General features: G+C 59.5%; 13 protein-coding genes. 8 read left to right on the top strand and 5 right to left on the bottom strand.

All coding sequences use genetic code 11. The annotated features are described in order from the left end of the window. Window positions 1–205: 205 nt before the first annotated feature. The 6 genes from ACI77H_RS18250 to ACI77H_RS18225 all read left to right on the top strand — a co-directional run bounded on the left by ACI77H_RS18250 (window position 206) and on the right by ACI77H_RS18225 (window position 9,721). Window positions 206–2,227: a type VI secretion system tip protein VgrG gene (locus ACI77H_RS18250; RefSeq protein WP_407013139.1), complete on the top strand. Its 2,022-nt coding sequence runs from the start codon at window positions 206–208 to the stop codon at window positions 2,225–2,227. Beyond that, window positions 2,217–2,954 carry a DUF4123 domain-containing protein gene (locus ACI77H_RS18245; protein ID WP_407013138.1) on the top strand — a complete coding sequence of 246 codons (738 nt, stop codon included), beginning with the start codon at window positions 2,217–2,219 and terminating at the stop codon, window positions 2,952–2,954. Before ACI77H_RS18250 ends, ACI77H_RS18245 begins: the two co-directional genes overlap by 11 nt. Continuing rightward, window positions 2,954–7,738 carry an RHS repeat-associated core domain-containing protein gene (locus ACI77H_RS18240; protein WP_407013137.1) on the top strand — a complete coding sequence of 1,595 codons (4,785 nt, stop codon included), beginning with the start codon at window positions 2,954–2,956 and terminating at the stop codon, window positions 7,736–7,738. Before ACI77H_RS18245 ends, ACI77H_RS18240 begins: the two co-directional genes overlap by 1 nt. Then, window positions 7,735–8,085, top strand: a complete 351-nt coding sequence (locus ACI77H_RS18235) for a hypothetical protein (protein WP_407013136.1) — start codon at window positions 7,735–7,737, stop codon at window positions 8,083–8,085. The genes ACI77H_RS18240 and ACI77H_RS18235 overlap by 4 nt, the downstream gene beginning before the upstream one ends. A 355-nt stretch (window positions 8,086–8,440) precedes the next feature. Then, the gene (locus tag ACI77H_RS18230; protein WP_407013135.1) at window positions 8,441–8,764 is read left to right on the top strand and encodes a hypothetical protein; all 324 of its coding nucleotides are present in this window, start codon (window positions 8,441–8,443) and stop codon (window positions 8,762–8,764) included. A gap of 117 nt (window positions 8,765–8,881) precedes the next feature. Continuing rightward, window positions 8,882–9,721, top strand: a complete 840-nt coding sequence (locus tag ACI77H_RS18225; RefSeq protein WP_259155676.1) for a 23S rRNA (adenine(2030)-N(6))-methyltransferase RlmJ — start codon at window positions 8,882–8,884, stop codon at window positions 9,719–9,721. A gap of 180 nt (window positions 9,722–9,901) precedes the next feature. Here the strand turns inward: ACI77H_RS18225 and msrA are convergent, their stop codons facing one another. The 5 genes from msrA to aceE all read right to left on the bottom strand — a co-directional run bounded on the left by msrA (window position 9,902) and on the right by aceE (window position 19,871). Next, window positions 9,902–10,549: a peptide-methionine (S)-S-oxide reductase MsrA gene (gene msrA / locus ACI77H_RS18220; protein ID WP_407013134.1), complete on the bottom strand. Its 648-nt coding sequence runs from the start codon at window positions 10,547–10,549 to the stop codon at window positions 9,902–9,904. 64 nt (window positions 10,550–10,613) lie between these two features. Next, entirely contained in the window at window positions 10,614–13,307 is a 2,694-nt protein-coding gene (locus tag ACI77H_RS18215; RefSeq protein WP_407013133.1) for a putative bifunctional diguanylate cyclase/phosphodiesterase, read from the bottom strand. A 277-nt stretch (window positions 13,308–13,584) separates the two neighbouring features. Beyond that, a complete protein-coding gene (locus ACI77H_RS18210; protein WP_407013132.1) occupies window positions 13,585–14,979 on the bottom strand; it encodes an alkaline phosphatase D family protein in 1,395 nt (464 codons plus the stop codon). Between the two features lie 270 nt (window positions 14,980–15,249). Next, the gene (aceF, locus tag ACI77H_RS18205) at window positions 15,250–17,214 is read right to left on the bottom strand and encodes a dihydrolipoyllysine-residue acetyltransferase (RefSeq protein ID WP_407013131.1); all 1,965 of its coding nucleotides are present in this window, start codon (window positions 17,212–17,214) and stop codon (window positions 15,250–15,252) included. An 11-nt stretch (window positions 17,215–17,225) separates the two neighbouring features. Next, window positions 17,226–19,871 (bottom strand): pyruvate dehydrogenase (acetyl-transferring), homodimeric type, encoded by a 2,646-nt coding sequence (gene aceE / locus ACI77H_RS18200; protein ID WP_407013130.1) that lies wholly within the window; start codon window positions 19,869–19,871, stop codon window positions 17,226–17,228. On the opposite strand from aceE, the gene ACI77H_RS18195 reads away from it, so the two are divergent. Continuing rightward, window positions 19,866–20,258 carry a hypothetical protein gene (locus ACI77H_RS18195; RefSeq protein WP_407013129.1) on the top strand — a complete coding sequence of 131 codons (393 nt, stop codon included), beginning with the start codon at window positions 19,866–19,868 and terminating at the stop codon, window positions 20,256–20,258. The genes aceE and ACI77H_RS18195 overlap by 6 nt on opposite strands. Further along, window positions 20,255–23,194 carry a bifunctional [glutamate--ammonia ligase]-adenylyl-L-tyrosine phosphorylase/[glutamate--ammonia-ligase] adenylyltransferase gene (gene glnE, locus ACI77H_RS18190; protein ID WP_407013128.1) on the top strand — a complete coding sequence of 980 codons (2,940 nt, stop codon included), beginning with the start codon at window positions 20,255–20,257 and terminating at the stop codon, window positions 23,192–23,194. The genes ACI77H_RS18195 and glnE overlap by 4 nt, the downstream gene beginning before the upstream one ends. The last annotated feature ends 47 nt before the right edge of the window (window positions 23,195–23,241 follow it).

Raw genomic sequence — 23,241 nt, 5'->3', positions numbered from 1 at the left:
AGAAAATCTCTCCGTAGGAGCGAGCAAACCAGCTCCTACGGTTGTTCGGTTGTGGTTCTAAAAGGAATGTCTGTAGCCAAACATCCCGATTATTGAAGGAAGATTCCCTAAAAAAGCAGGGGAAATCTGTTTTTCCTGTCCCTCCGCTAACACCCGTTTTCGCTCATGCAGAATCGCTCGCCTTCATTCTGCAGAGACACATCGGATGTTCGCTCCTGCTAATCAACCGCGCTTCACGCTGACCGTCGTCGACGACCAGATTGAACTCAAGGTGCTTGAGTTCACCGGCAAGGAAGCCATCAGCCAGCCTTACCGCTTTGACCTGGAACTGGTCAGCGACCGGCCGGACATCGAGCTCGAAAGCCTTCTGCATCGTCAGGCCTTTCTGAGTTTCGATGCACAAGGCTCCGGCATTCATGGTCAGATTTTTCGCGTGGGGCAAGGCGATTCCGGCAAGCGTCTGACGCGTTATCAGGTCAGTCTGGTGCCGAATCTTGCCTATTTGAGCCATCGCATCAATCAGCGGATTTTTCAGCACAAGAGCGTGCCGGCGATCATCGAGGAAGTCCTCAAAAATCACGGCATTCTCAAGGCTACTGGCTTCACTTTTCAGCTCGGCAGCGATTACCCCGAGCGCGAGTACTGCGTGCAATACGCTGAAAGCGACCTGGCGTTCATCGAGCGGTTGTGTGCAGAGATCGGCATTCACTACCACTTTCAGCACAGCCCGGACGGGCATTTGCTGGTGTTTGGTGATGACCAGACGGTTTTCCGTCGTTTGCCCGAGCCGATTCCCTACCTTCCAGACAACGGCATGGCAGCGCAATCACCTGTCATCAAGCGCTTTAACGTGCGCCTGGAAACCCGCACGACGGCCGTGACCCTCCGTGATTACGACTTCACCAAACCTCGGCTGCACCTTGAAAGCCGTAGCGACAGTCAGCAATCACCGGCGCTCGAGGCCTATCACTTTCCTGGCCAGTTCACGGATCGCGATTATGGCAGGGGCCTCGCTCAACGAACGCTGGAGCGCCACAACGCCGACTACCGACAGGCTGAAGGTCGAGGCGATGAGCCTGCCTTGGTCAGCGGGCATTTCCTATGCCTCGCCGACCATCCACGTCGGGCCTGGAATGACCTGTGGCTGATCACCGAAATCGAACACCATGGCCGCCAACCGCAAGTGCTGGAGGAGTCGGCCACCAGCGATGACCCGGGTGATTTCCAGGGCTACTGCAATACTTTTCTGGCGACGCCGTGGGACGTTTCGTTTCGCCCACCCCTAGGACCAGATAAGACACGCATGCTCGGCTACCAGCCTGCCGTGGTCACCGGTCCGGTCGACAGCGAAATCCATTGCGATGAGTTTGGTCGGGTCAAGGTCCAGCTCGCCTGGGATCGCGACGGTCAGCTCAATGAACATTCCAGTTGCTGGTTGCGGGTCGCCACAGGCTGGGCCCACGACCAGTACGGCAGCGTGCTGATTCCGCGAGTCGGCATGGAAGTGCTGGTGGGTTTCATTGACGCCGATGCCGACAAACCGCTGGTGATGGGGTGCCTGCCCAACGCCGCAAAACCGGTGCCGCTGGATCTGCCCGCCGACAAGACCCGCAGCATCTTCCGCAGCCAGAGCAGTCCCGGGGGCGGCGGTTACAACGAATTGCGCATCGAGGATCGCAAAGGCGCCGAGGAAATCTACCTGCGCGCCCAGCGAAACTGGACCCAGCACGTGTTGAATGATCAACAGGTGCAGGTCGACAACCGGCGCAACATCATCGTCACAGGGACCGCCCGCCATGAGCTGAAAGCTGACGAACAACGCATCACCCACGGCCAGCGCCAAACCGAAGTGAAGCTCGACGACCACTTGGTGGTGATGGGCGACCGGCACATCCGCGTGTCCAGTCAGGCGCTCAACGCCAGTCAGCAATTCCACGTCCGCGCCGGTCAGCAAGTGGTCATCGACGGCGGTGCCAACGCGACGATTCAGGCGGGCGGGCAGTGGATCAACATCGGTCCCGGCGGGATTTTCAGCAGCGTGCCGATTCAGGTCGGTGGAGGGTTGATGCCGTCGATGGCCGCTGCACCCGTGTCGCCGGATGTGCCGTTTAAACGTGTCGCCGCCCCGGTCGCGCTGCTGAGCGCCGCACAGATCATGAGCCTGCAAAGCGACGCGCCGTTCTGCGAAGAATGCGAGCGCTGCAAGGACGGTGTCTGTGCCGCCTGATCGCTTGTCACCCCACGCCTGGCTGGAACGCCAACCGCTCAAGCCTGGCGAGCAGTTGTTCGCGATTTTCAGCGGTGCCAGTGCTGCGCGGCCATTGAATGCCTGGCGACACACGACTTTGGCACAAGCGCCGAGCCCGATCTGGGCCGACACCGCCTATGCCGAGTGGGAATCGGTGATGCCCTATGTCGGAATCGTCGCCGCAAGCAGTGAGTTTCTGCAGTGGGTCGCTACGACCGAGTCCCGTGACTGGGGGTGGCTGGCGGTTTCTTCTGCGTCTCAAGAAGCATTGGTCGAGCATCTGCGCAGCCTGACCCAAGTGCTTTTGCCCAACGGCAATGCGGTGTTTTTCCGCTTCTGGGATGGGCGTTATCTGTTGCCGATTCTTCGGTCTGCCGACGTTAACGCCGCCAACTTAATGCCAGTGCTTGAGCGTTGTTTGATCAATGGGCAGCCGCTCCATATCGGCGGCAATGCATTGAAAACCTCCAGGGTTTTTCCGTGGTGGGAAGTTGCTGAATCACTGCTCGAAGACCTCGCCACCCAGTCCGCGACAACCCGCATCGACAACTTGATGAAGTGGTTGAGCGAGGACCGTCCTGATCTTTTTGAGGCGTTTTCGCAGCGTGTGTTGCGGCACAAGGTCGCGATCTTTCTGCAAGCGCCGGACCTGCCTCAAGCACCGAAACAAGCCTTGGCGAATTACCTCATGGCGGAGCTGAACTGATGGATCAGATTATGCGCATCGAGCAGGAGCTCGACGGTTTTAAAGACACGTTGGTTTTGTATCGCCAGCAGCTTGGTGAATTCCTGAGCCGCAATGCGGACAAGGTCAGTCGGGCGATGGACATGCCTTCGCTGTTGGACATGGAGCGGCTGATAAAACTTGGCGATTCGACGACCGCGGTGAGCAGTCGCGACGATGATTTTTTCTCGGGTTTTGCGCGGTGTCCTGCAAACGGAACTCTGGAGATCGAGAGCAAGTTTGAATCGGTTTATGACATTCCGTTGGGGAACATTCAGGTTGATGTGATTGCGCAGGAGGGCGGCGAGAGAACAGCGATCACGCTCGATGAAAACGGTAAGGGACAGTTCGAGGGCATCCCCGGCAAGTTCTACCGCGTACATATCCATAGTGGGGTGACTTCGGATCAGGTTGATGAGCTTTTCACGTCCTACGACGGCCTGACCGGACAACTGGAAACCTGGCTGCGCAGCGAGTGGGCAGGCTTCAAACCACAATGGTCGCAGTCGGCTTTTGCTGCGGCGGGTAATGGACTGCTGGCGGGAAGTTGGGCCGCAGTCATGGGCGTTTGGGACAGCATCAGTCTGCTCTCGGACATTCTTCAGGATCCCCGCAAGTTCGTTGAGCGCCTGGGAAGTGGTGCTGCCCAACTGGCCGACCTGGCAGAACAATTTCCGGCCACCATGGAAAAAGTCCAGCTGCTGGCCAGTGACGAAGCGGCGCTGTGTTTGCTGTTACGCACCGCCAGCCTTTGGCTGGAGATGCTGCCCCCCAGCGAAATCGCCGGCAAAACCGCCGAAGCGATTTCAACGGTGGTGGTGCAACTGCTCATCGACCTTCTGATCGGGGTCATTCTGACCTTTGCCGGTGCAGGTGCGGGCGTCGCCTATTTAGGCATGCGCCTTGCCCACTTCGGCGCCCGGATCGTCAACGCCGTGGTGGGCTTCGTCAAAGCGATCTTCAACATCATCAACAACTTCATTACTTATGTTGAACGCTACAAAAAAGTCGCCGCGCGCGGTGCCGCTGCCGGCCTGAAAAAAGGTCGCATGCAACTGCGCTGGGACGCCAAGCGCAACACCACGCTCAAACAAAACGAACACCACGACAACGTTCCGGAACAAGCGAAAAACCCCAACGGTGACAGCACCGATTCCGTCGATAAAACCGCCACCAACAAATGCCCGGTGTCGATGGTCACCGGCGAAGAGCTGCTGACCCTCACCGACGGTTTACTGGACGGCCTCCTGCCGTTCGACTTCACCCGGCTTTATCGAACCAGCGCCGCCGAAATTGATTGCGGCCTCGGTTTCGGCTGGAGTCACAGCCTTGCGCATCGGCTGGAAATCGACGGCGACACCGTCACCTGGATCGACCACGAAAACCGTCGCACCACTTTTCCGTTGCCGAGTTTTGAACGCCCGGCGATCCACAACAGCCTCTCGCGCGCGGCAATTTTTCTGGGGGATGACCCCGAAGAATTGATCCTCGCCCAAGCGGGCGATGACACGCGGTTTTATCACTTCCGCAACGGTCGGCTGACCGCGATCAGCGACGGTTATGACAACCGCTTGCGCATCACGCACGACCGCCGCGACCGCCTCCAGCGCCTCGACAACGGTGCCGGCCGCGCCTTGCTGTTGCGTTATGACCGCGCGCATTTGATCGCCGTCGACTATCAGCGTTTTGTCCCGGCCGACACGCTGGGCGAGTCCTGGGTCACCGAACAGACGCTGGTCCATTACCGCTATGACGAGCGCGCTCGCCTGATCGAGGCGAGCAACGCCGCCGGGGAAAGCGAGCGCTACGACTACGACGACCGACACGTCATCCTCCAGCGGCAACTGGCTGGTGGGGCGAGTTTCTTTTGGGAGTGGGAAAGGTCTGGCAAGGCGGCGCGATGCGTTCGGCATTGGGCGTCGTTTTCGCAGATGGACGCGCGCTATGTCTGGGATGACGAGGGCAGCGTTACCGTTCAAAACATTGATGGCAGCGAAGAGGTTTACCAGCACGATGATCGGGCGCGCCTGGTGCGCAAGGTTGAGCTGGATGGCGGCGAACACCTCAAGGCCTATGACGACCAGGGGCGGCTGATTGCCGAGCAAGATCCGCTCGGCGCCGTCACCGAATATCACTACGACGAAGTCGGACGGCTTGTGGCGCTGATTCCGCCGCAGGACGAACCGACGTCCTACGAATACCGCAACGGTTTCCTGCACGCGCGCTATCGCGGCAAAGCGCTGTGGAAGTATCAGCGCAATGCTCAGGGCGACGTCACCGAAGCGACCGATCCTGACGGCCAGGTCACCCACTATCACTACGACAAAAACGGTCAGTTGCTGTCGATCCGTTACCCGGATCTCAGCCGCCATGTCTTCGTCTGGAACGGCTTGGGTCAACTGATCGAAGAGACCTTGCCGGACGCTGGTCAGCGGCGGTTTTCCTACGACGCGTTGGGGCGGCGGATTACCGCTCAGGACCAACACGGAGCGGTCACTCGCTACGCGTGGGACGCCGTCGGTCGACTGATCCAGACGACGCTTCCCACCGGTGCCACGCGCGCCTTCAGCTACAACGCCTACGGAAAAATCACCGCCGAGCGCGATGAGCTGGGTCATGTCACGCGCTACGAATACGTCGATGATTTGCATTTGGTCGCCCGCCGGATCAATCCCGATGGCACGCAGCTCAACTATCGCTACGACAACGCGCAGTTGTTGCTCACGGAGATCGAAAACGAATCCGGCGAACAATATCGCCTCGACTACACGCCCGGCGGATTAATCCGACAGGAAACCGGCTTCGACGGCCAGCGCACCGCGTACGCCTACGACCTCAACGGAAATCTGCTGGAGAAAACCGAATTCGGCGCTGACGGCTCGCAACTCGTCACGCAATACGAGCGCGATACCGCCGGCCGTTTGTTGGTCAAAACCCTGCCCGACGGCATCAAGGTCGAGTACGTCTACGACAGCCTCGGCCGACTGATCAGCGTCGACGATGGCCATGACCACCCGCTGGAATTCGAGTATGACCACCAGGATCGCCTGATCACCGAGCACCAAGGCTGGGGCACCTTGCGGTATGGCTACGACGCCTGCGGCCAGCTCAACCGCATGCGCCTGCCGGACGGCAGTAAACTCGATTATCACCACGCCAAGGGCGGCGCACTGAGCGCCATTGACCTCAACGGCGCACCGCTCACCACTCACCAATTCACGTTGGGTCGCGAGCAGCAACGCCAACAAGGCCAGCTCACCAGCCAGTATCACTACGACGAACAAGGCCGGTTGCAAGCCCACGCGATCAATCAACACACTCGACCGCTGTACCTGCGCCACTACACCTACGCGGTCAACGGCAACCTGGCGACCGTCGCCGACAGTCGTCACGGCCAGCGCAGCTATTACTACGACCCGCTCAACCGCCTGACCCGCGTGCGCCACACCCGCGACGACCCACCGGAAAGCTTCGCCCACGACCCGGCGGGCAACTTGCTGATGCAGGACCGCCCCGGTGTGGCTGGCGTAAAAGGTAATCGCCTGCTCATGCAAGGCGACCGGCATTACGACTACGACGCCTTCGGCAACCTGATCCGCGAACGACGCGGCACCGGGCAAAAACGCGTCACCGAATACCGCTACGACTGCCAGCACCGCTTGATCGGCGTCACCACCCCGGACGGCCGCAGCACGAGCTACCGCTACGATGCCTTCGGCCGCCGCATCGCCAAAACCGTCGACGACCACACCACCGAGTTCTTCTGGCAGGGCGACAACCTCGTCGCCGAAAGCAGTCGCGAGCATTACCGCAGTTACGTCTACGAACCCGGCACCTTCCGCCCCCTCGCCATGCTCGACGGCAAAGGCCCACGCAAGGCCTGCCCGTTTTACTACCAACTCGACCACCTCGGCACGCCTCAGGAACTGACGGATTACGGCGGCGAGATCGTCTGGTCGGCGAAGTACAACGCCTACGGCAAAGTTACGCATCTGGAGTACGGCGGGGGGGAGCAGCTTGAGCAACCGTTGCGGTTTCAGGGGCAGTATTTTGATGCCGAGAGCGGTCTGCACTACAACCGGCATCGGTACTATGATCCGGAGGTGGGGCGGTACCTGACGCCGGATCCGGTGAAGCTGGCGGGTGGGCTGAATCAGTATCGGTACGCGCTGAACCCGACGGGGTGGGTTGATCCGTTGGGGTTGAGCGGGAATTGCCCGCAGTCGGATAAGCCTGGGTGTAAGGCGCCGGATGATACGACTGGCGCTAGGGTTGATGAGGGTGAGCCGCCTCTGCCGAAGATGACGCCTGAACAGAGGCGGGCGAGAATTGATGAGTTGGCTGAGGCGAATGCTTATCGGGAGTTGGAAAAAATTGAGAAGGCGACTCCAGGGGGGCATTTTTTAGAAAAGCACGGCGCGCAAACTACGTTGCAATCGCAGATGGAGCGCGTGACGTCGGGTAAAAATCCGACAACGGGGGTAGTAGAAACCTACAGTAGTGGAAGGAGAAGAGGGCAGCCTAAAATACCTTCTGCGGCGACTCACTTCTTGAGCCACAGGGATCAGCTGAATGCTATTCATAGAGTGCAATTGATCTTCCGGCAAACTGACTTACAGACATCACGTAGACCAATCGAAATGGGCAAAAAGGTCGGCGAAGGATATAAGCGTGGAAGCTTGGAGTATGGCCAGCAAACTAAGGCGGTAGTCATATTGGATGATTTTTGGCGTCCTAAAACCGCATATACGGACTTTGACTTATGAAAAACTCCTACTGCATCGAAGATATACGTGGTTTGCTTTTTGTCTTTGATATTGAAAACACGAATGATGACGTAAGAGAGGAAATAATATCCTCCAAGAACGTGAACGATGAGAAAGAACTTGTTGAACTGTTTGATGTTTTGATGCGACCTGAATTTCTTATTTACAAGGAGAGAGAGAGGGTGTCTCTCATTAATACAATCGCTCACTTTCTCGATGTCGGTGACTCTTTTGATCGGGTCTTTAACAAGATGACGACCTACTTTGATGATGAGGTCATGGATCAGAGGAAGTTTATGGCGGTGCTCCTGGTTTGTTTGAAGCGTTATCAGCGGGACGAAGGCTGACGGTTAGATTCTCGTGAGCGATCGCGAAATTTCTGGGCAAGGTCGTCGGAAGTTTCCTTCAATTTCTATCGGATTCCATGAACTGGTGCGTAACGTGTTCCATGGATAGTCTCTGGTGGTCACTGAAAATTCAGTGATGGGGGTGTAGGAACCCTTCAAGACCAGAGAGGACGCTTTGGCGTCGACACCTGTATTTGCGGCGCGTGCGTCCGTAAGATCAGTTGCGGCGGCTGTGCGCGGGCATGCTTCGGCGTGGTCGAGTTCTCTGGTCTCGATATTCCTACCCCGCGTATAGCTGCCACCCAAGCCTGTAGGAAGGCCGATGGTAGCTTCCCTTCTTACCAGAGATTTAAAAATGACAAATCTTCACCCCGACCCACCCTACGAAAAACCAGCCCCACCCCCCAAAAACCGCTTCATGGCGCTCACCAGCAACTGCGACGACATGCCCACGCTGTTCGTCGATACCCTCGCACCACTCGACGTTTTATACGACGCAGCCAGCTATCGAATCCGCGCCGTCACCCAAGTAATGGAAAACCTGTCGATGCGGGGCTCTATCGAATGCCAGTCCTTCATCCTCAGTGACTTTGCCTTGCTCTGCGCCATTCCGTTGCGGGACGGGTGTGATGTGCTGGATGTGTTGGGGCGGCGGTTGAAGGCTCGGCCTTCCGCGTAGCGCCACTGCATGGTCGTTTCCATGCGCCGCGTGGGAACGATCACTGCCCGCTCGGCCGCGAAGCCCTGACGTTCGCCTCGGTACAAGGTAAACTTCCCGGCCTTCGCAGGAGCAATCATGAATTATCGTCACGCCTTCCATGCCGGCAATCACGCCGATGTGTTCAAACACCTGACCTTGACCCGCCTCATCGCCCTGATGTCGCGCAAGGAGCAGCCGTTTGCCTATCTCGACACTCACGCCGGCATTGGTCTGTATGACCTGCAGGGTGATCAGGCGAGCCGTACCGGTGAGTACCTGGAAGGCATCGCGCGGTTGTGGGATCAGCCGGACCTGCCGGCGTTGACCGCCGATTACATGAAGGTGCTGCACGACATGAACCCGGATGGCCAGTTGCGCTATTACCCGGGTTCACCGGAGCTGGCGCGGCGGCTGACGCGGCCGCAGGATCGGGTGATGCTCAACGAGAAGCACCCCGAAGACGGTGTGTTGCTCAAGGACAACATGGCCGGTGACCGTCGGGTGAAGGTTCACTTGGGCGAAGGCTGGCATGTGCCGCGTGCAATGTTGCCGGTGCAGGAGAAGCGGGCGGTGATGTTGATCGATCCGCCGTTCGAGCAGCTCGATGAGATGCAGCGTTGTGCGGCGTCGCTGAAAGAGGCGATTGGCCGGATGCGCCAAACCGTGGCGGCGATCTGGTACCCGGTGAAGGACCAGCGCCTGTTGCGGCGTTTTTATCAGGACCTGGCCGGCACGGGCGCACCGAAGTTGTTGCGGGTGGAGTTGCTGGTGCATCCGTTGGATACACCGAATAGTCTGAACGGTTCGGGGCTGGCGATTGCCAATCCGCCGTGGGGGCTGGAAGAGGAATTGCGTGAGTTGCTGCCGTGGTTGTCCAAGAAGCTTGGCCAGACCCAGGGCGGGTGGCAGATGGATTGGTTGATTGCCGAGAGTTGATGGCTGATCAGACGTTTTGATGGCGTTTGATCGGACGCCTTCGCGGGCAAGCCCGCTTCCACAGGTCATGCGCAAACCCTGTAGGAGCCGGCTTGCCGGCGATGGCGGCCGAGAGGTCAGTGCTGAACCTTCCGCCGCCATCGCTGGCAAGCCAGCTCTTACATTTGGATTTTTTTCAGATCAGATCGGGCAGGTCACGCCTGTGCCGCCAATCCCGCAATACCCTTCAGGGTTTTTCGCCAGGTACTGCTGGTGATACGCCTCGGCGAAGTAGACCGTCGGCGCTTCTTCGATTTCGGTGGTGATCGTGCCTTTGCCAGCCTTGGTCAACTCAGCCTGGAACACTTTCTCGCTGGCCTTGGCCGCGTCCAGTTGGGTCGGGTTGGTGGCGTAGATTACTGAACGATACTGCGTGCCGATGTCATTGCCCTGACGCATGCCCTGAGTCGGGTTGTGCAATTCCCAGAACATCTTCAGCAGCGCTTCATAGCTGACTTTGGCCGGCTCGTAGACCACCAGCACCACTTCGCTGTGGCCGGTCAGGCCCGAGCAGACTTCTTCATACGTCGGGTTTGGCGTGAAGCCGCCGGCGTAACCCACCACCGTACTGACGACACCTTCGCGCTGCCAGAACTTGCGTTCCGCACCCCAGAAGCAGCCCAGGCCGAAGATCGCGAAATCCACGTCCATGGCAAACGGGCCCAGCAACGGGGCGTCGTGGACGAAGTGTTTTTCCGGCAGGTTCATTGGCGTTTCACGGCCAGGCAGAGCTTGTTCTTTAGTCGGGAGCACGTTTTTGTTCACCAGAATTTCCGAGCGCAGAACCATAATCAGTCCTCTCAGTCAGGTTGAAATTGTCAGACACGCAGTTTGCCCGAGTGCAGCGCCACTGTCAGGCGATTGGGCCACGCGGGTAGCGCTTGAGCTTTTCGATCAGCTCGCTGCCCGGGATTGGTCGGTCGAACAGGTAACCCTGGCCGACGTCGCAGCGGTGGCGGCGCAAGAAAGCCAACTGCTCGGCCGTCTCGATGCCCTCAGCCACGACCTTGAGTTTCAGGTTGTGGGCCATGGCGATCACCGCGGAGGTGATTTCCATGTCGTCCTGGTTGTCCGGGATTTCGTGAATGAAGCTTCGATCGATCTTAATGATGTCGATGGGGAATTTTTTCAAGTAACTAAGCGACGAGTAACCGGTGCCGAAGTCGTCCATGGCCAGGGTAAGGCCCAGGCGCTTGAGCTGATCAAGCTGCAAGTGGGTGTCTTCGGTGGCCTCCAGCAGCAGGCCTTCGGTCAGTTCCAGCTCCAGCAGACTCGGCGGCAGCGCTTCTTCTTTGAGGATGTTGGCGATCGACGACACCAGGTCCGGGTCGGAGAACTGCTTGGGTGACAGGTTGATCGCCGCTTGCAGATTGCCCAGGCCGGCAGCGGTCAGGTCTTTACTCATGCGGCAGGCTTGGCGGGCGATCCATTTGCCGATCGGAATGATCAACCCGGTTTCTTCAGCGACGCTGATGAACTGGTCCGGGCGGATCATGCCTTTTTCCGGATGGTTCCAGCGCAGCAGTGCTTCCATGCCCAGCAGACGACCGCTGCGCAGGCACAGCTTGGGCTGATAGAACACGTCCAGCTCGTTTTGCGTCAGGGCGCGGCGCAGGTTGTTCTCGACGAACAGTTTGTAACTGGCCTCGGCATTCAGCGCTTCGGTGAACACCTGGACCTGATGCTTGCCGTTGGCCTTGGCCTTGTGCAGCGCGAGCCCGGCGTTACGCATCAGGGTTTGCGGATCGCGGCCGTGTAGCGGCGCGCAGGCGAGGCCCACGGAGCCGGTGACGCTGATCAGCTGGTTGTCGACGAACATCGGTTTGTCGAGGGTCGCCAGCAGTTGATTGGCGACTTGCTGGCCCATCGCGAGGTCGGTGTTGTCCAGCAGCACGGCGAATTCGTTACTGGCAAAACGCGCCAGGCTGCCGCTCGGGATCAGGCTGTTGCGCAGGCGTCGGGCCAGGCTGATCAGCAGTTTGTCGCCGGTCTGGTGGCCGAGGCTGTCGTTGATCCGCTTGAAGTTGTCGATGTCCACCAGCAGCAGGCTGATTGGAGTATCGCTGTCTCGGGCGAAGCGCTCATCGAGATTTCGGATAAACGCCGGGCGGTTACCGAGGTTGGTCAGGTTGTCGGTGTAGGCCAGGCGCTCGATGCGCTGCTGGGCGAGTTTGGTCTGGGTGATGTCTTCGTAGATGCCGATGTAATGCGTCAGCTCGCGGTTATCGCCGTACACCTTGGAAATCGACAACTGGCCCCAGTAGGGTTCGAGGTTCTTGCGACGGCTCTTGAATTCGCCCTGCCAACTGTTGCTCTTGGCCAACGCCGAGGGCGCGTCGAACAGCAGCTCGCTGAGGTTTTCCAGGGCCGGCAATTCCGACAGCCGCTGGCCGTGGACTTCTTCGGTGGTGTATTGGGTGATCGCGGTGAAGCTCGGGTTGACGTATTCCACCACGCCATCGCAATTGACCAGCAAGAAGGCGTTGGCACTTTGCTCGACCGCACGCTGAAACAGGTGCAGGGCGCTGGTGGCGGTGCGGCGGTTGTGGTTGTTGATGACCTGGGCGAACTGGTCGGCCAACTCGCCGGCGAAAGCGATTTCGTCGGATTGCCAGGCACGGGTCGCACCGGTCTGTTCGAGGCAGAGCACGCCGACCACTTGGCCATCGACGCGAATGCTGGCGTCGAGCATCGCGTTTACATCGCGCGGGCGCAGGCTCTCGGCCATTTCCCGGGTGCGCGGATCACGAATCGCATTGTGGGCGTCGATTGCACGGCTGCCGTGCAGCGCGTCCATGTAGCCGGGGAAGGCGCTGACGTCGATGGGTGCCGGCAGCGCGTATTCCTGGGTGGCGCGGTGATACGCCGAAATCGGCACCAGCGTCGAACCGTCGAGGTTCCACAGGCTGGCGCAGTCGATTTGGTAGATGTCACAGGCGCTGCGGGTGATCAGTTCGGCGGCTTCTTGCAGGGAATTGCCGGTGCTGTAGCGCTGGCGGGTCAGCAGCAGGATCAAGTCTTGCTGGGCGCGCACGCGGTCCAGGTGCAACAGCTGTTCCTGTTGGGCGCGCTGATTGAGTTCCAGGGCGATCTGCAGGCGCGAGTTCTGGGTTTCGAGGTCCAGTGCCGGTAGCAGGGGCTCGCCGTCGAACATGCCGTCGACGACCAGCAGGTAGCCGCGCAGCAGGTGTCGATTGTGTTGTTTGTAGGCTTCGCCCAGTTCCAGCAGGCTCAAGGTGCCTGCGGCGGTGTGCAAGGTGTAACGGATCAGGTAATGCGGGCTTTCGCTGAGTTGTTGCTGGACCGCGTCATGCAGCTGATAGCGCGCTTCGGGCTCCATCAGGCTGGCATAGGGTGAGCCAATCAGCGCACAGAGTTCCACTGCCGGCAGGCCGAACTGTCGCTCGCAATTGGGGTCGAGAAACAGCAGCGCCCAGCTGGGTTCATTCAGCCGTTCGAAACGCAGCATGCCGAGCCGCGAAGGCACGGGCAACTGCGTCACTACCTCGGCCACCATACGGCTGGCGGCATCGGGTTGGCTTTTCATGGAGGGAAACTCGCTTCGAATGTGCTGATCGCGCCGGGCTCTCGCCCTCTTTACTGTTGCCTGCGGCAAGGTTGCATCATTGCGACACCGACTGACAAGAGACATGAAGGCCAAGTGCTATAAGAATATGTCGGCAGACGTGAGCATTTCTTCAGTTATGGCTGAAAACTAACGTATTTGACTGGAAAAAGCGCTGCGGCTGATCGCCAGCAAGCCGGCTCCTACAGGGGATTGCGTAAATTCTGTAGGCGCCGGCTTGCTGGCGATGCTTTCGGCATCAACGCAACGTAATGCTCGTGGACTGTAAAAGTTTGCCGTCGCGGTCGTGATAACGGACGTGAATCTGTTCGGCTTCAACAATCAAGTGCGCGAAATTGTCCTGGCTGATGACCTGGCTGGTCAGTTCATGCCGATAGTCCCCCGCCGCTGTCCGGGCCAGCGGTTGATCAAGGATGAAGGTGGAGGCCTTGGCGTAGGGCAGCAGTTTGCTGTTGCACAGCGGCGAGGAGACGATGGTGTGCACTTCAAAGTCCGGGTCTTTGCTGTGGGTCAATCGACTGGTCAGGGAGCCGTGGACATCGCCGGAGACAAAGAAGACGTTCTTGATGCGACGTGTACGAATAGTCTCCAGCAGCCGTAGTCGCTGCTCCGGAAAGGCTTTCCAGGCGTCATCGCCCAGACGTTTGCGGTCGGGGTAGAACATCACGCTGGTGACCACGAATTTGACCCGGGCCGGGCTGTGGATCAGCCATTTGCACAGGGCTTGTTCCTGTTCTTCGTCGAGAATGCGCCGGTCGCTCGCCGACAGGTTGCGCCGGGTTCGGCTGTCAGTGACAAACCATTCGATATCCGCGTTGCTGAATTGATACCAATAGCGCTTCAGGGGGCGATGGATGTTTCCATCTTCAAGCAACTCATGGGCCGGGCTGTGACTGGCTTGATATAACTCATAAGCGGCGATGGCATTGTTATAAAGAAGGTCGTCGTTTTTGTTTTTATTGGCTGGCCAGTTGTCTTCGATTTCATGGTCGTCGAGGATCATGTAAGTCGGCGTACCGGACATTAACTTGGCAATGTGCGGCTGGGAAAACGCCATGCGGTACTTGTTGAGTATTTCCTTGTATTCGCGATCGGGGGCGATGATGTTCAAGTCATCGATATACACTTGGTCGCCGGTCATCAACAGGGCGCTGATCGGCGTTTCGGCGCGCTGCGCCAGGTTCGTGATGGAGGCAAAGATCCGGTCGCCCAGATGCGGCAGCGAAGGCGCGCCGACCGTCATCCTCAGGTAACGGCATGAGCCGACGATGTAAGCCCGTGGCGCTGCGGGATTGTTGGACTGGGTGCTGAAACGGTAGACATTCCTGGGCCATTGCAGCGGCAGTTCCTGAACCGTCTCCACGGTGTGCACCGGGCTCATGGGGCTGAACCAGCCTGCCTGGTATTCGTACTCGGTATCGGCGGCGAGGTCGTTGAGGGCAAAGACGTCGCACATGTCACGCGTGCTTGTCAGTTGAATGAAAACGCCTTTGGACCACGGCGTATCACCGCTGCGTCGATAACGAATCCCACCAAATACCCAGGTGTTTTTTTGTACTTCGCCACGGAAAAATATACGTGTGTGATGAGTAGTAGTGTGGCCGATGATCGGGCCGACTGTAGGTTTAAACATATTCGAATCCATTCGAAGGGGGATTAACTAAATAAGTAGCCAGACTGAATTTTTAGTTGGTCATTTGTATAACTAAGCCTAGTGGGCGGCCGGAAAAAAATATCGTGCCGTAGTGGATTCGAGTTGTGGGCGAACTCAACCAAGAACGTAGGAAAAGAACTTTCTGCAGGGCAAAAAAAGCCCCGCCAAATGGGCGGGGTTGAGGTACGAGCGTGGCGCTCGGAAAACGTGGAACGCAACAGGCCCTCCGGTGAAGGAGGGCCGTCGGTGTTACAGCAAGATGGTGCGGATGTCCGCCAGCAGGCTGCTCAGACGCTGGGTGAAGCGTGCAGCAGCGGCGCCGTTGATCACGCGGTGATCGTAGGACAGCGACAGTGGCAGCATCAGTTTCGGCTGGAAGGCTTTGCCGTCCCAGACTGGCTGGATGGTTGCCTTGGAAACACCGAGGATCGCCACTTCCGGCGCGTTGACGATCGGCGTGAAGCCGGTGCCGCCAATGTGGCCGAGGCTGGAAATGGTGAAGCAGGCGCCTTGCATGTCGTCAGCGGTGAGCTTCTTGTCGCGGGCTTTGGCGGCCAGCACAGCGGCTTCGGCTGCCAGTTGCAACAGGCTTTTCTGGTCGACGTTCTTGATGACCGGTACCAGCAGGCCATCCGGGGTGTCGACCGCGAAGCCGATGTTCACGTACTTCTTGCGGATGATCGCTTTGCCGCTTGGTGCCAGCGAACTGTTGAAGTCCGGCAGTTCCTTGAGCAGGTGCGCGCACGACTTGAGCAGCAGCGGCAGGATGGTCAGCTTGACGCCAGCCTTCTCTGCAACGGCTTTCTGAGCAATGCGGAACGCTTCCAGGTCGGTGATATCAGCCGAATCGAACTGAGTCACGTGCGGAATGTTCAACCAGCTGCGGTGCAGGCTCGACGCGCCGATCTGCATCAGGCGAGTCATCGGCACTTCTTCGGTTTCACCGAAGCGGCTGAAGTCCACCACCGGAATCGGCGGGATGCCCGCGCCACCGGTTGCGCCGCCAGCAGCGGCCGGTGCTTCCTTGGCCTTCTGCATCATGGCTTTGACGTAAACCTGCACGTCTTCTTTCAGCACACGACCGTGCGGGCCGCTTGGGTTGACCGCGCTCAGCTCGACGCCGAATTCGCGGGCCAGTTGGCGTACTGCAGGACCTGCGTGCACCTTGGCGCCCGGTTTGGCCGGAGCCGCCGCAGGTGCTGGAGCAGCAGGAGCAGCGGCGGCTGGCGCAGGCGCGCTCGGTGCCGCAGCGGCTGGAGCCGATGCCGATGCCGGAGCCGGGGCAGCCGCAGGCGCAGCGCCTTTGACTTTCAGCTTGAGGATCAGGTCGCCGGTACCGACTTCGTCATCCAGCTTGATGGAAACGCTTTCCACCACGCCAGCGGCAGGCGATGGAATTTCCATGCTCGCCTTGTCGGATTCCAGGGTGATCAGCGACTGGTCGGCGGTGACGGTGTCGCCTGCCTTGACCAGCACTTCGATGATCTTGGCCTTGCCCGACGAGCCGATGTCCGGGACGTGAATGTCCTGAACGCTGTCGGCAACCGGTGCAGCCGGGGCGGCAGCGGCAGGCGCAGCGGCGGCCGGAGCAGCAGCCTGAGCTGGCGCGGCAGCAGCAGGCGCCACAGCACCCGCCACTTCCAGGTCGAGGATCAGGTCGCCGGTGCCGACTTCGTCGTTGAGCTTGACGCTGATGCTCTTGACCACACCAGCGGCAGGCGATGGGATTTCCATGCTCGCCTTGTCGGATTCCAGGGTGATCAGCGACTGATCAGCCTCGACGGTGTCGCCGACCTTGACCTGGATCTCGATGATCTGGGCCTTGCCCGCCGAACCGATGTCCGGCACGTGCACTTGCTGAACCGAAGCGGCAGCAGGCGCGGCAGTTGGCGCTGGAGCAGCGGCGGCAGGAGCAGCAGCCGGTTTCTCTTCAGCTTTGGCCGCTGGCGCAGCGGCAGCCGCAGGGGCCGCAACAGTGGCACCTTCGACTTCCAGCTCCAGCAGTTCGTCGCCTTCTTTCAGGCGATCGCCCAGCTTCACTTTCAGGCTCTTGATGATACCGGCCTTCGGCGCAGGCACTTCCATGCTCGCCTTGTCCGATTCCAGCGTCAGGATGCTCTGGTCGGCTTCGATACGGTCGCCGACCTTCACAAACAGTTCAATTACTTCACCTTCACCGCTGCCGATGTCAGGTACGCGAATGAGTTCGCTCACAGAATCTCTCCTCAGCAGTCCAGTGGGTTGCGTTTTTCCGGGTTGATACCGAACTTGGCGATGGCTTCAGCCACCACTTTAGGTTCGATGTCACCACGGTCAGCCAGTGCTTCCAGGGCTGCCAACACCACGAAATGACGATCGACTTCGAAGAAGTGACGCAGTTTCTTGCGGCTGTCACTGCGGCCGAAACCGTCGGTGCCCAGGACTTTGAATTCCTTGGACGGGACCCACTGACGAATTTGCTCAGCGAACAGCTTCATGTAGTCGGTAGACGCGATGACCGGACCTTTACGGCCGTTCAGGCACTCTTCGACGTAGCTCAGTTTCGGCTTCTGGCCAGGGTGCAGACGGTTGGTGCGCTCGACGGCCAGGCCATCGCGACGCAGTTCGTTGAAGCTGGTAACGCTCCATACGTCAGCGCCAACGTTGAACTGTTCACGCAGGATCTTCGCCGCTTCACGGACTTCACGCAGGATGGTGCCGGAGCCCATCAGCTGAACGTGGTGCGCCGCTTCGCGGGTGTCTTCTTCGAGCAGGTACATGCCCTTGATGATGCCTTCCTCGACACCGGCCGGCATGGCTGGCTGCTGGTAGGACTCGTTCATCACGGTGATGTAGTAGAAAACGTCCTGCTGCTCTTCGGTCATCTTCTTCATGCCGTCCTGAATGATCACCGCCAGCTCGTAGCCGTAGGTTGGATCAAAGGTGCGGCAGTTCGGGATGGTGGCAGCCAGGATGTGGCTGTGACCGTCTTCGTGTTGCAGGCCTTCGCCGTTCAGCGTGGTCCTGCCGGCGGTGCCGCCGATCAGGAAGCCACGGGTACGGCTGTCGCCGGCAGCCCAGGCCAGGTCGCCGATACGCTGGAAGCCGAACATCGAGTAGAAGATGTAGAACGGCAGCATTGGCTGGTTGTGGCTGGAGTACGAAGTACCGGCAGCGATGAAGGAGCTCATGGCGCCCGCTTCGTTGATGCCTTCTTCGAGGATCTGGCCCTTCTTGTCTTCCTTGTAGAACATCACCTGGTCTTTATCGACTGGCTCGTAGAGCTGGCCGACGGAGGAGTAGATGCCCAACTGACGGAACATGCCTTCCATACCGAAGGTACGGGCTTCGTCCGGGATGATCGGAACGATGCGCGGGCCGATTTCCTTGTCCTTGACCAGTTGCGCGAGGATCCGCACGAAAGCCATGGTGGTGGAAATTTCACGGTCGCCCGAACCGTCAAGGATGGCCTTGAGGGTGTCCAGCGACGGGGTCGGCACGCTGAAGCTCTGTGCGCGGCGCTGTGGCACGAAACCGCCCAGTGCAGTACGGCGCTCGCTCAGGTAGCGGGCTTCGGCGCTGTTTGGCTCTGGCTTGAAGAACGGCAGGTTTTCCAGCTCGTCGTCTTTGACCGGGATGTCGAAACGATCGCGGAACAACTTCAAGCTCTCGACATCGACTTTCTTGGTGTTGTGCGCGGTGTTTTTCGCTTCGCCGGCACCGGTGCCATAACCTTTGATGGTCTTGGCCAGGATGACGGTCGGTTGTTCTTTGTGGTTGACCGCTTCGTGGTACGCCGCGTAGACCTTGTACGGGTCGTGGCCGCCACGGTTGAGTTTCCAGATCTCGTCGTCGGACAGATCAGCAACCATCGCCTTGAGTTCTGGCGAGTTGAAGAAGTGTTCACGCACGAACGCGCCGTCTTTGGCTTTGTAGTTCTGGTACTCGCCGTCGATGACTTCGTCCATGCGACGTTGCAGGATACCGTCGACGTCTTTGGCCAGCAGTGGGTCCCAGAAACGGCCCCAGATGACTTTGGTCACGTTCCACTGAGCGCCACGGAACACGCCTTCGAGTTCCTGGATGATCTTGCCGTTGCCGCGAACCGGGCCGTCGAGGCGCTGCAGGTTGCAGTTGATGACGAAGATCAGGTTGTCGAGTTTTTCGCGGCCAGCCAGCGAGATCGCGCCCAGGGATTCCGGCTCGTCACACTCGCCGTCGCCCAGGAAGCACCAGACTTTTTGCTTGCCTTCCGGGATGAAACCACGGGCTTCCAGGTACTTCATGAAGCGTGCCTGGTAGATCGCCTGGATCGGGCCCAGACCCATGGATACGGTCGGGAACTGCCAGAAGTCAGGCATCAGCCAAGGGTGCGGGTAGGACGACAGGCCCTGACCGTCGACTTCCTGGCGGAAGTTGTTCATCTGGTCTTCGGTGATGCGGCCTTCCATGAACGCACGGGCATAAACGCCTGGCGAGGTGTGGCCCTGGAAGTAGATCAGGTCGCCGCCGTGTTCGTCGGTCGGGGCCTGGAAGAAATAGTTGAAGCCGATGTCGTACAGGGTGGCGCTGGAGGCGAAGCTGGAGATGTGACCGCCCAGGTCAGAATCTTTCAGGTTCGTACGCATCACCATGGCCATCGCGTTCCAGCGTACCAACGAGCGAATGCGGCGTTCCATGAACAGGTCGCCAGGCATGCGTGCTTCGTGGGTAACAGGAATGGTGTTGCGGTATGGCGTGGTGATGGCGTAAGGCAATTGCGAACCGCTGCGGGTTGCGAGTTCGCCCATACGGGTCATCAGATAATGAGCGCGGTCTTCGCCTTCTTTGTCGAGAACCGATTCCAGGGCGTCCAGCCATTCCTGGGTTTCGACGGGATCGAGGTCTTGCATGGCTTGCTCCAGGGCGGAAAGGCTTCCAGAATCGGTTGCCTGAGTTTGCGACTGGCCTTGTGGGCAGACGATATAAATTCTTGGATTGCCGAGAGGTTGTTCCGGCGGCGTGTAGTTTTACTACAAATCATCGGGCATTTCAGCCTTTCGAATGTATATACGAGTAGTAAAACTACAGATGAGCGGCTTGTGGCCTCCGGCTGCGTTGTGAGAATAATCGTTAAGGTTGGTCTTTTGCCAACCAGAAAAGGTGAAAGCTTGATGCTGTCTGCCAAAAATAAAGAAATTTCAGCTATTTCTAACCTTTGTTCGACAGTCGATCAGGTAGTGCGATTTGAAAATTCACTACATGCAGCCCTCTATACGCCGATCAAGGATAGACCATGAGCCTCCCTTCGCTTGCCGAACTGCCCGGCATTCTCCTGCCGTTTGTCACCCGCGCCGAGCAGTCGTTCCGTGCGGCCGTCGAGGCGCTCGATGATGATCATGGCCTGTCCGACTGGACGCCTGAACGCTGGGCGCAATTCGCCCGCGTCACCGCCGCCAGCGACTTCGTGACTGAACAGAGTGTGCGTGACCCTTTGATGTTGCTGGCGCTGGTGCAGTCCGGCGAGCTGGACCGCAGCTTCGCGCCCGGCGAGCTGTGTGCGCACATCGCGGCGGCGGTGAATGCGGCCGAGACCGAAGACGAACTCGGCCGCGTCCTGCGTCGCCAGCGCACCCGTCATCAAGTGCGCATCATCTGGCGTGACCTGACCCGTCAGGCCGACCTCATCCAGACCTGCCGCGACCTCTCGGACATGGCCGATGCCAGCATCGATCAGGCTTATCAGTGGTTGTACTCGCGCCATTGCCAGCAGTTCGGCGTGCCGACCGGCCGTCGCAGCGGCGAGCCGCAGCAGATGGTCATCCTCGGCATGGGCAAGCTCGGCGCGGTGGAACTCAACCTGTCGTCGGACATCGACCTGATCTTCGCCTACCCCGAAGGCGGCGAAACCGTCGGCGTGAAACGCTCGCTGGATAATCAGGAATTCTTCATCCGCCTCGGCCAGCGCCTGATCAAGGCACTGGACCCGATGACCGTCGACGGCTTCGTATTCCGCGTGGACATGCGCCTGCGCCCTTACGGCTCGGCCGGTGCGCTGGTGCTGAGCTTCAATGCGCTGGAACAGTATTACCAGGATCAGGGGCGCGACTGGGAACGCTACGCGATGATCAAGTCGCGGGTGGTGGCCGGCGACCAGGTCGCTGGCGCGCAACTGCAAGAGATGCTGCGCCCGTTCGTTTACCGGCGTTATCTGGACTTCTCCGCCATCGAAGCGTTGCGCACGATGAAGCAGCTGATCCAGCAGGAAGTCCGGCGCAAGGGCATGGCCGACAACATCAAGCTCGGTTCCGGCGGTATTCGCGAAGTCGAGTTTATCGCCCAGGCTTTTCAGCTGATCCACGGTGGTCGCGACCTGAGCCTGCAACAACGTCCTCTATTAAAAGTACTGAGCACTCTGGAAGGTCAGGGTTATTTACCGCCGGCGGTGATCAGCGAACTGCGCGAAGGCTACGAATTCCTGCGTTACACCGAGCACGCCATTCAGGCGATTGCCGACCGCCAGACGCAGATGTTGCCGGAGGGCGCGCAGGATCAGGCGCGCATTGCCTTTATGTTGGGCTTCGCCGACTGGGAAGCCTTTCATCAGCAACTAATGTATTGGCGCGGTCGTGTGGCGTGGCACTTTGGCCAGGTGATCGCCGATCCCGATGAAGAGGAAGGCGCTGAAAGTGAAGTGGTGGTTGGCGGTGAATGGCTGCCGCTGTGGGAAGAGGCGCAGGACGAAGAGGCCGCTTGTCGCCAGTTGGAGGAGGGCGGCTTCGGCAATGCCACTAAGGCGTTGAAAGCCTTGGCCAGCCTGCGCAGCAGCCCGCAGTTGCGCGCGATGCAGCGTTTGGGCCGCGAACGCCTTGATGCCTTTATTCCACGGTTGCTGGCGCAGGCGGTCGAACACGCCAACCCGGATCTGGTGCTGGAGCGTGTACTGCCGCTGGTTGAGGCGGTTGCCCGGCGCTCCGCGTATCTGGTGCTACTGACCGAAAACCCTGGCGCGCTGCGACGTTTGCTGACCTTGTGCGCCGCGAGCCCGTGGATCGCCGAACAGATCACTCGCTTCCCGCTGTTGCTCGACGAATTGCTCAACGAAGGCCGGTTGTTCAAGCCGCCGTTGGCGCCGGAACTGGCCGCCGAGTTGCGCGAGCGTCTGACGCGGATTCCCGAGGACGACCTCGAACAACAAATGGAAGCCTTGCGCCATTTCAAACTGGCGCACCGCTTGCGCGTCGCCGCGTCGGAAATCGCCGGCAGCCTGCCGTTGATGAAAGTCAGCGATTACCTGACCTGGCTCGCCGAAGCTATCCTCGAACAAGTGCTGGCCCTGGCCTGGCGCCAGACCGTGGCCAAGTACGGCACGCCGCTGCGCACCGACGGCACGCTGTGCGATCCGGGCTTCATCATTGTCGGTTACGGGAAAGTCGGCGGCCTGGAATTGGGGCATGGTTCGGACCTGGACCTGGTGTTCATTCACGACGGCGACCCGCAGGCCGAAACCGACGGGCCGAAACCGATTGATGGTGCGCAATTCTTCACCCGGCTCGGGCAGCGGATCATTCACTTGCTCACGGCCCAGACCAACTCCGGTCAGCTGTATGAAGTGGATATGCGCCTGCGACCGTCCGGTGCGTCGGGCCTGTTGGTGAGTTCGCTCGGCGCGTTTGCCCGCTATCAGGAAAACGAGGCCTGGACCTGGGAACATCAGGCGCTGGTGCGGGCGCGGGTGCTGGTGGGCAGTCAGGGTGTCGGCCAGGCGTTCGAGAAGGTTCGCGCAGCGATATTGGGCAAGGCCCGGGATTTGCCGACCTTGCGCCAGGAAGTCAGCGAGATGCGCGCAAAAATGCGCGATAACCTCGGCAGCAAGAGCACCGCGGCCGGCACCGGGGCGAATGCCTTCGAAGCCACGGCGCCGTTCGATCTCAAGCAGGACGCCGGAGGTATCGTCGATATTGAATTTATGGTGCAATACGCGGCCCTGGCGTGGTCCGAAACACACCCGCCATTGCTGCGCTGGACCGACAACATCCGCATTCTGGAAGAGCTGGAACACGAAGGGCTGATGCCCGCCGAAGACGCCAGCCTGTTGCGCGAGGCCTATAAAGCCTACCGCTCCGCCGCGCACCGGCAGGCCTTGCAGAAGGACGCGGGGGTGATACCGGGCGACCAGTTCGTGGACGAACGACGGCAGGTAGTGCGGATCTGGCACGAACTGGGGCTAAGCTGAAACCCGGTAGTTGCAGCGACGAGATTCAAATGTGGGAGCGGGCTTGC

The sequence above is a fragment of the Pseudomonas sp. O230 genome (assembly GCF_045447035.1).
In the GTDB taxonomy this organism is placed as follows: Bacteria; Pseudomonadota; Gammaproteobacteria; order Pseudomonadales; family Pseudomonadaceae; genus Aquipseudomonas.
Note: the sequence above shows the minus strand (reverse complement) of the source record. Positions and strands in the feature narration are given on the sequence as shown.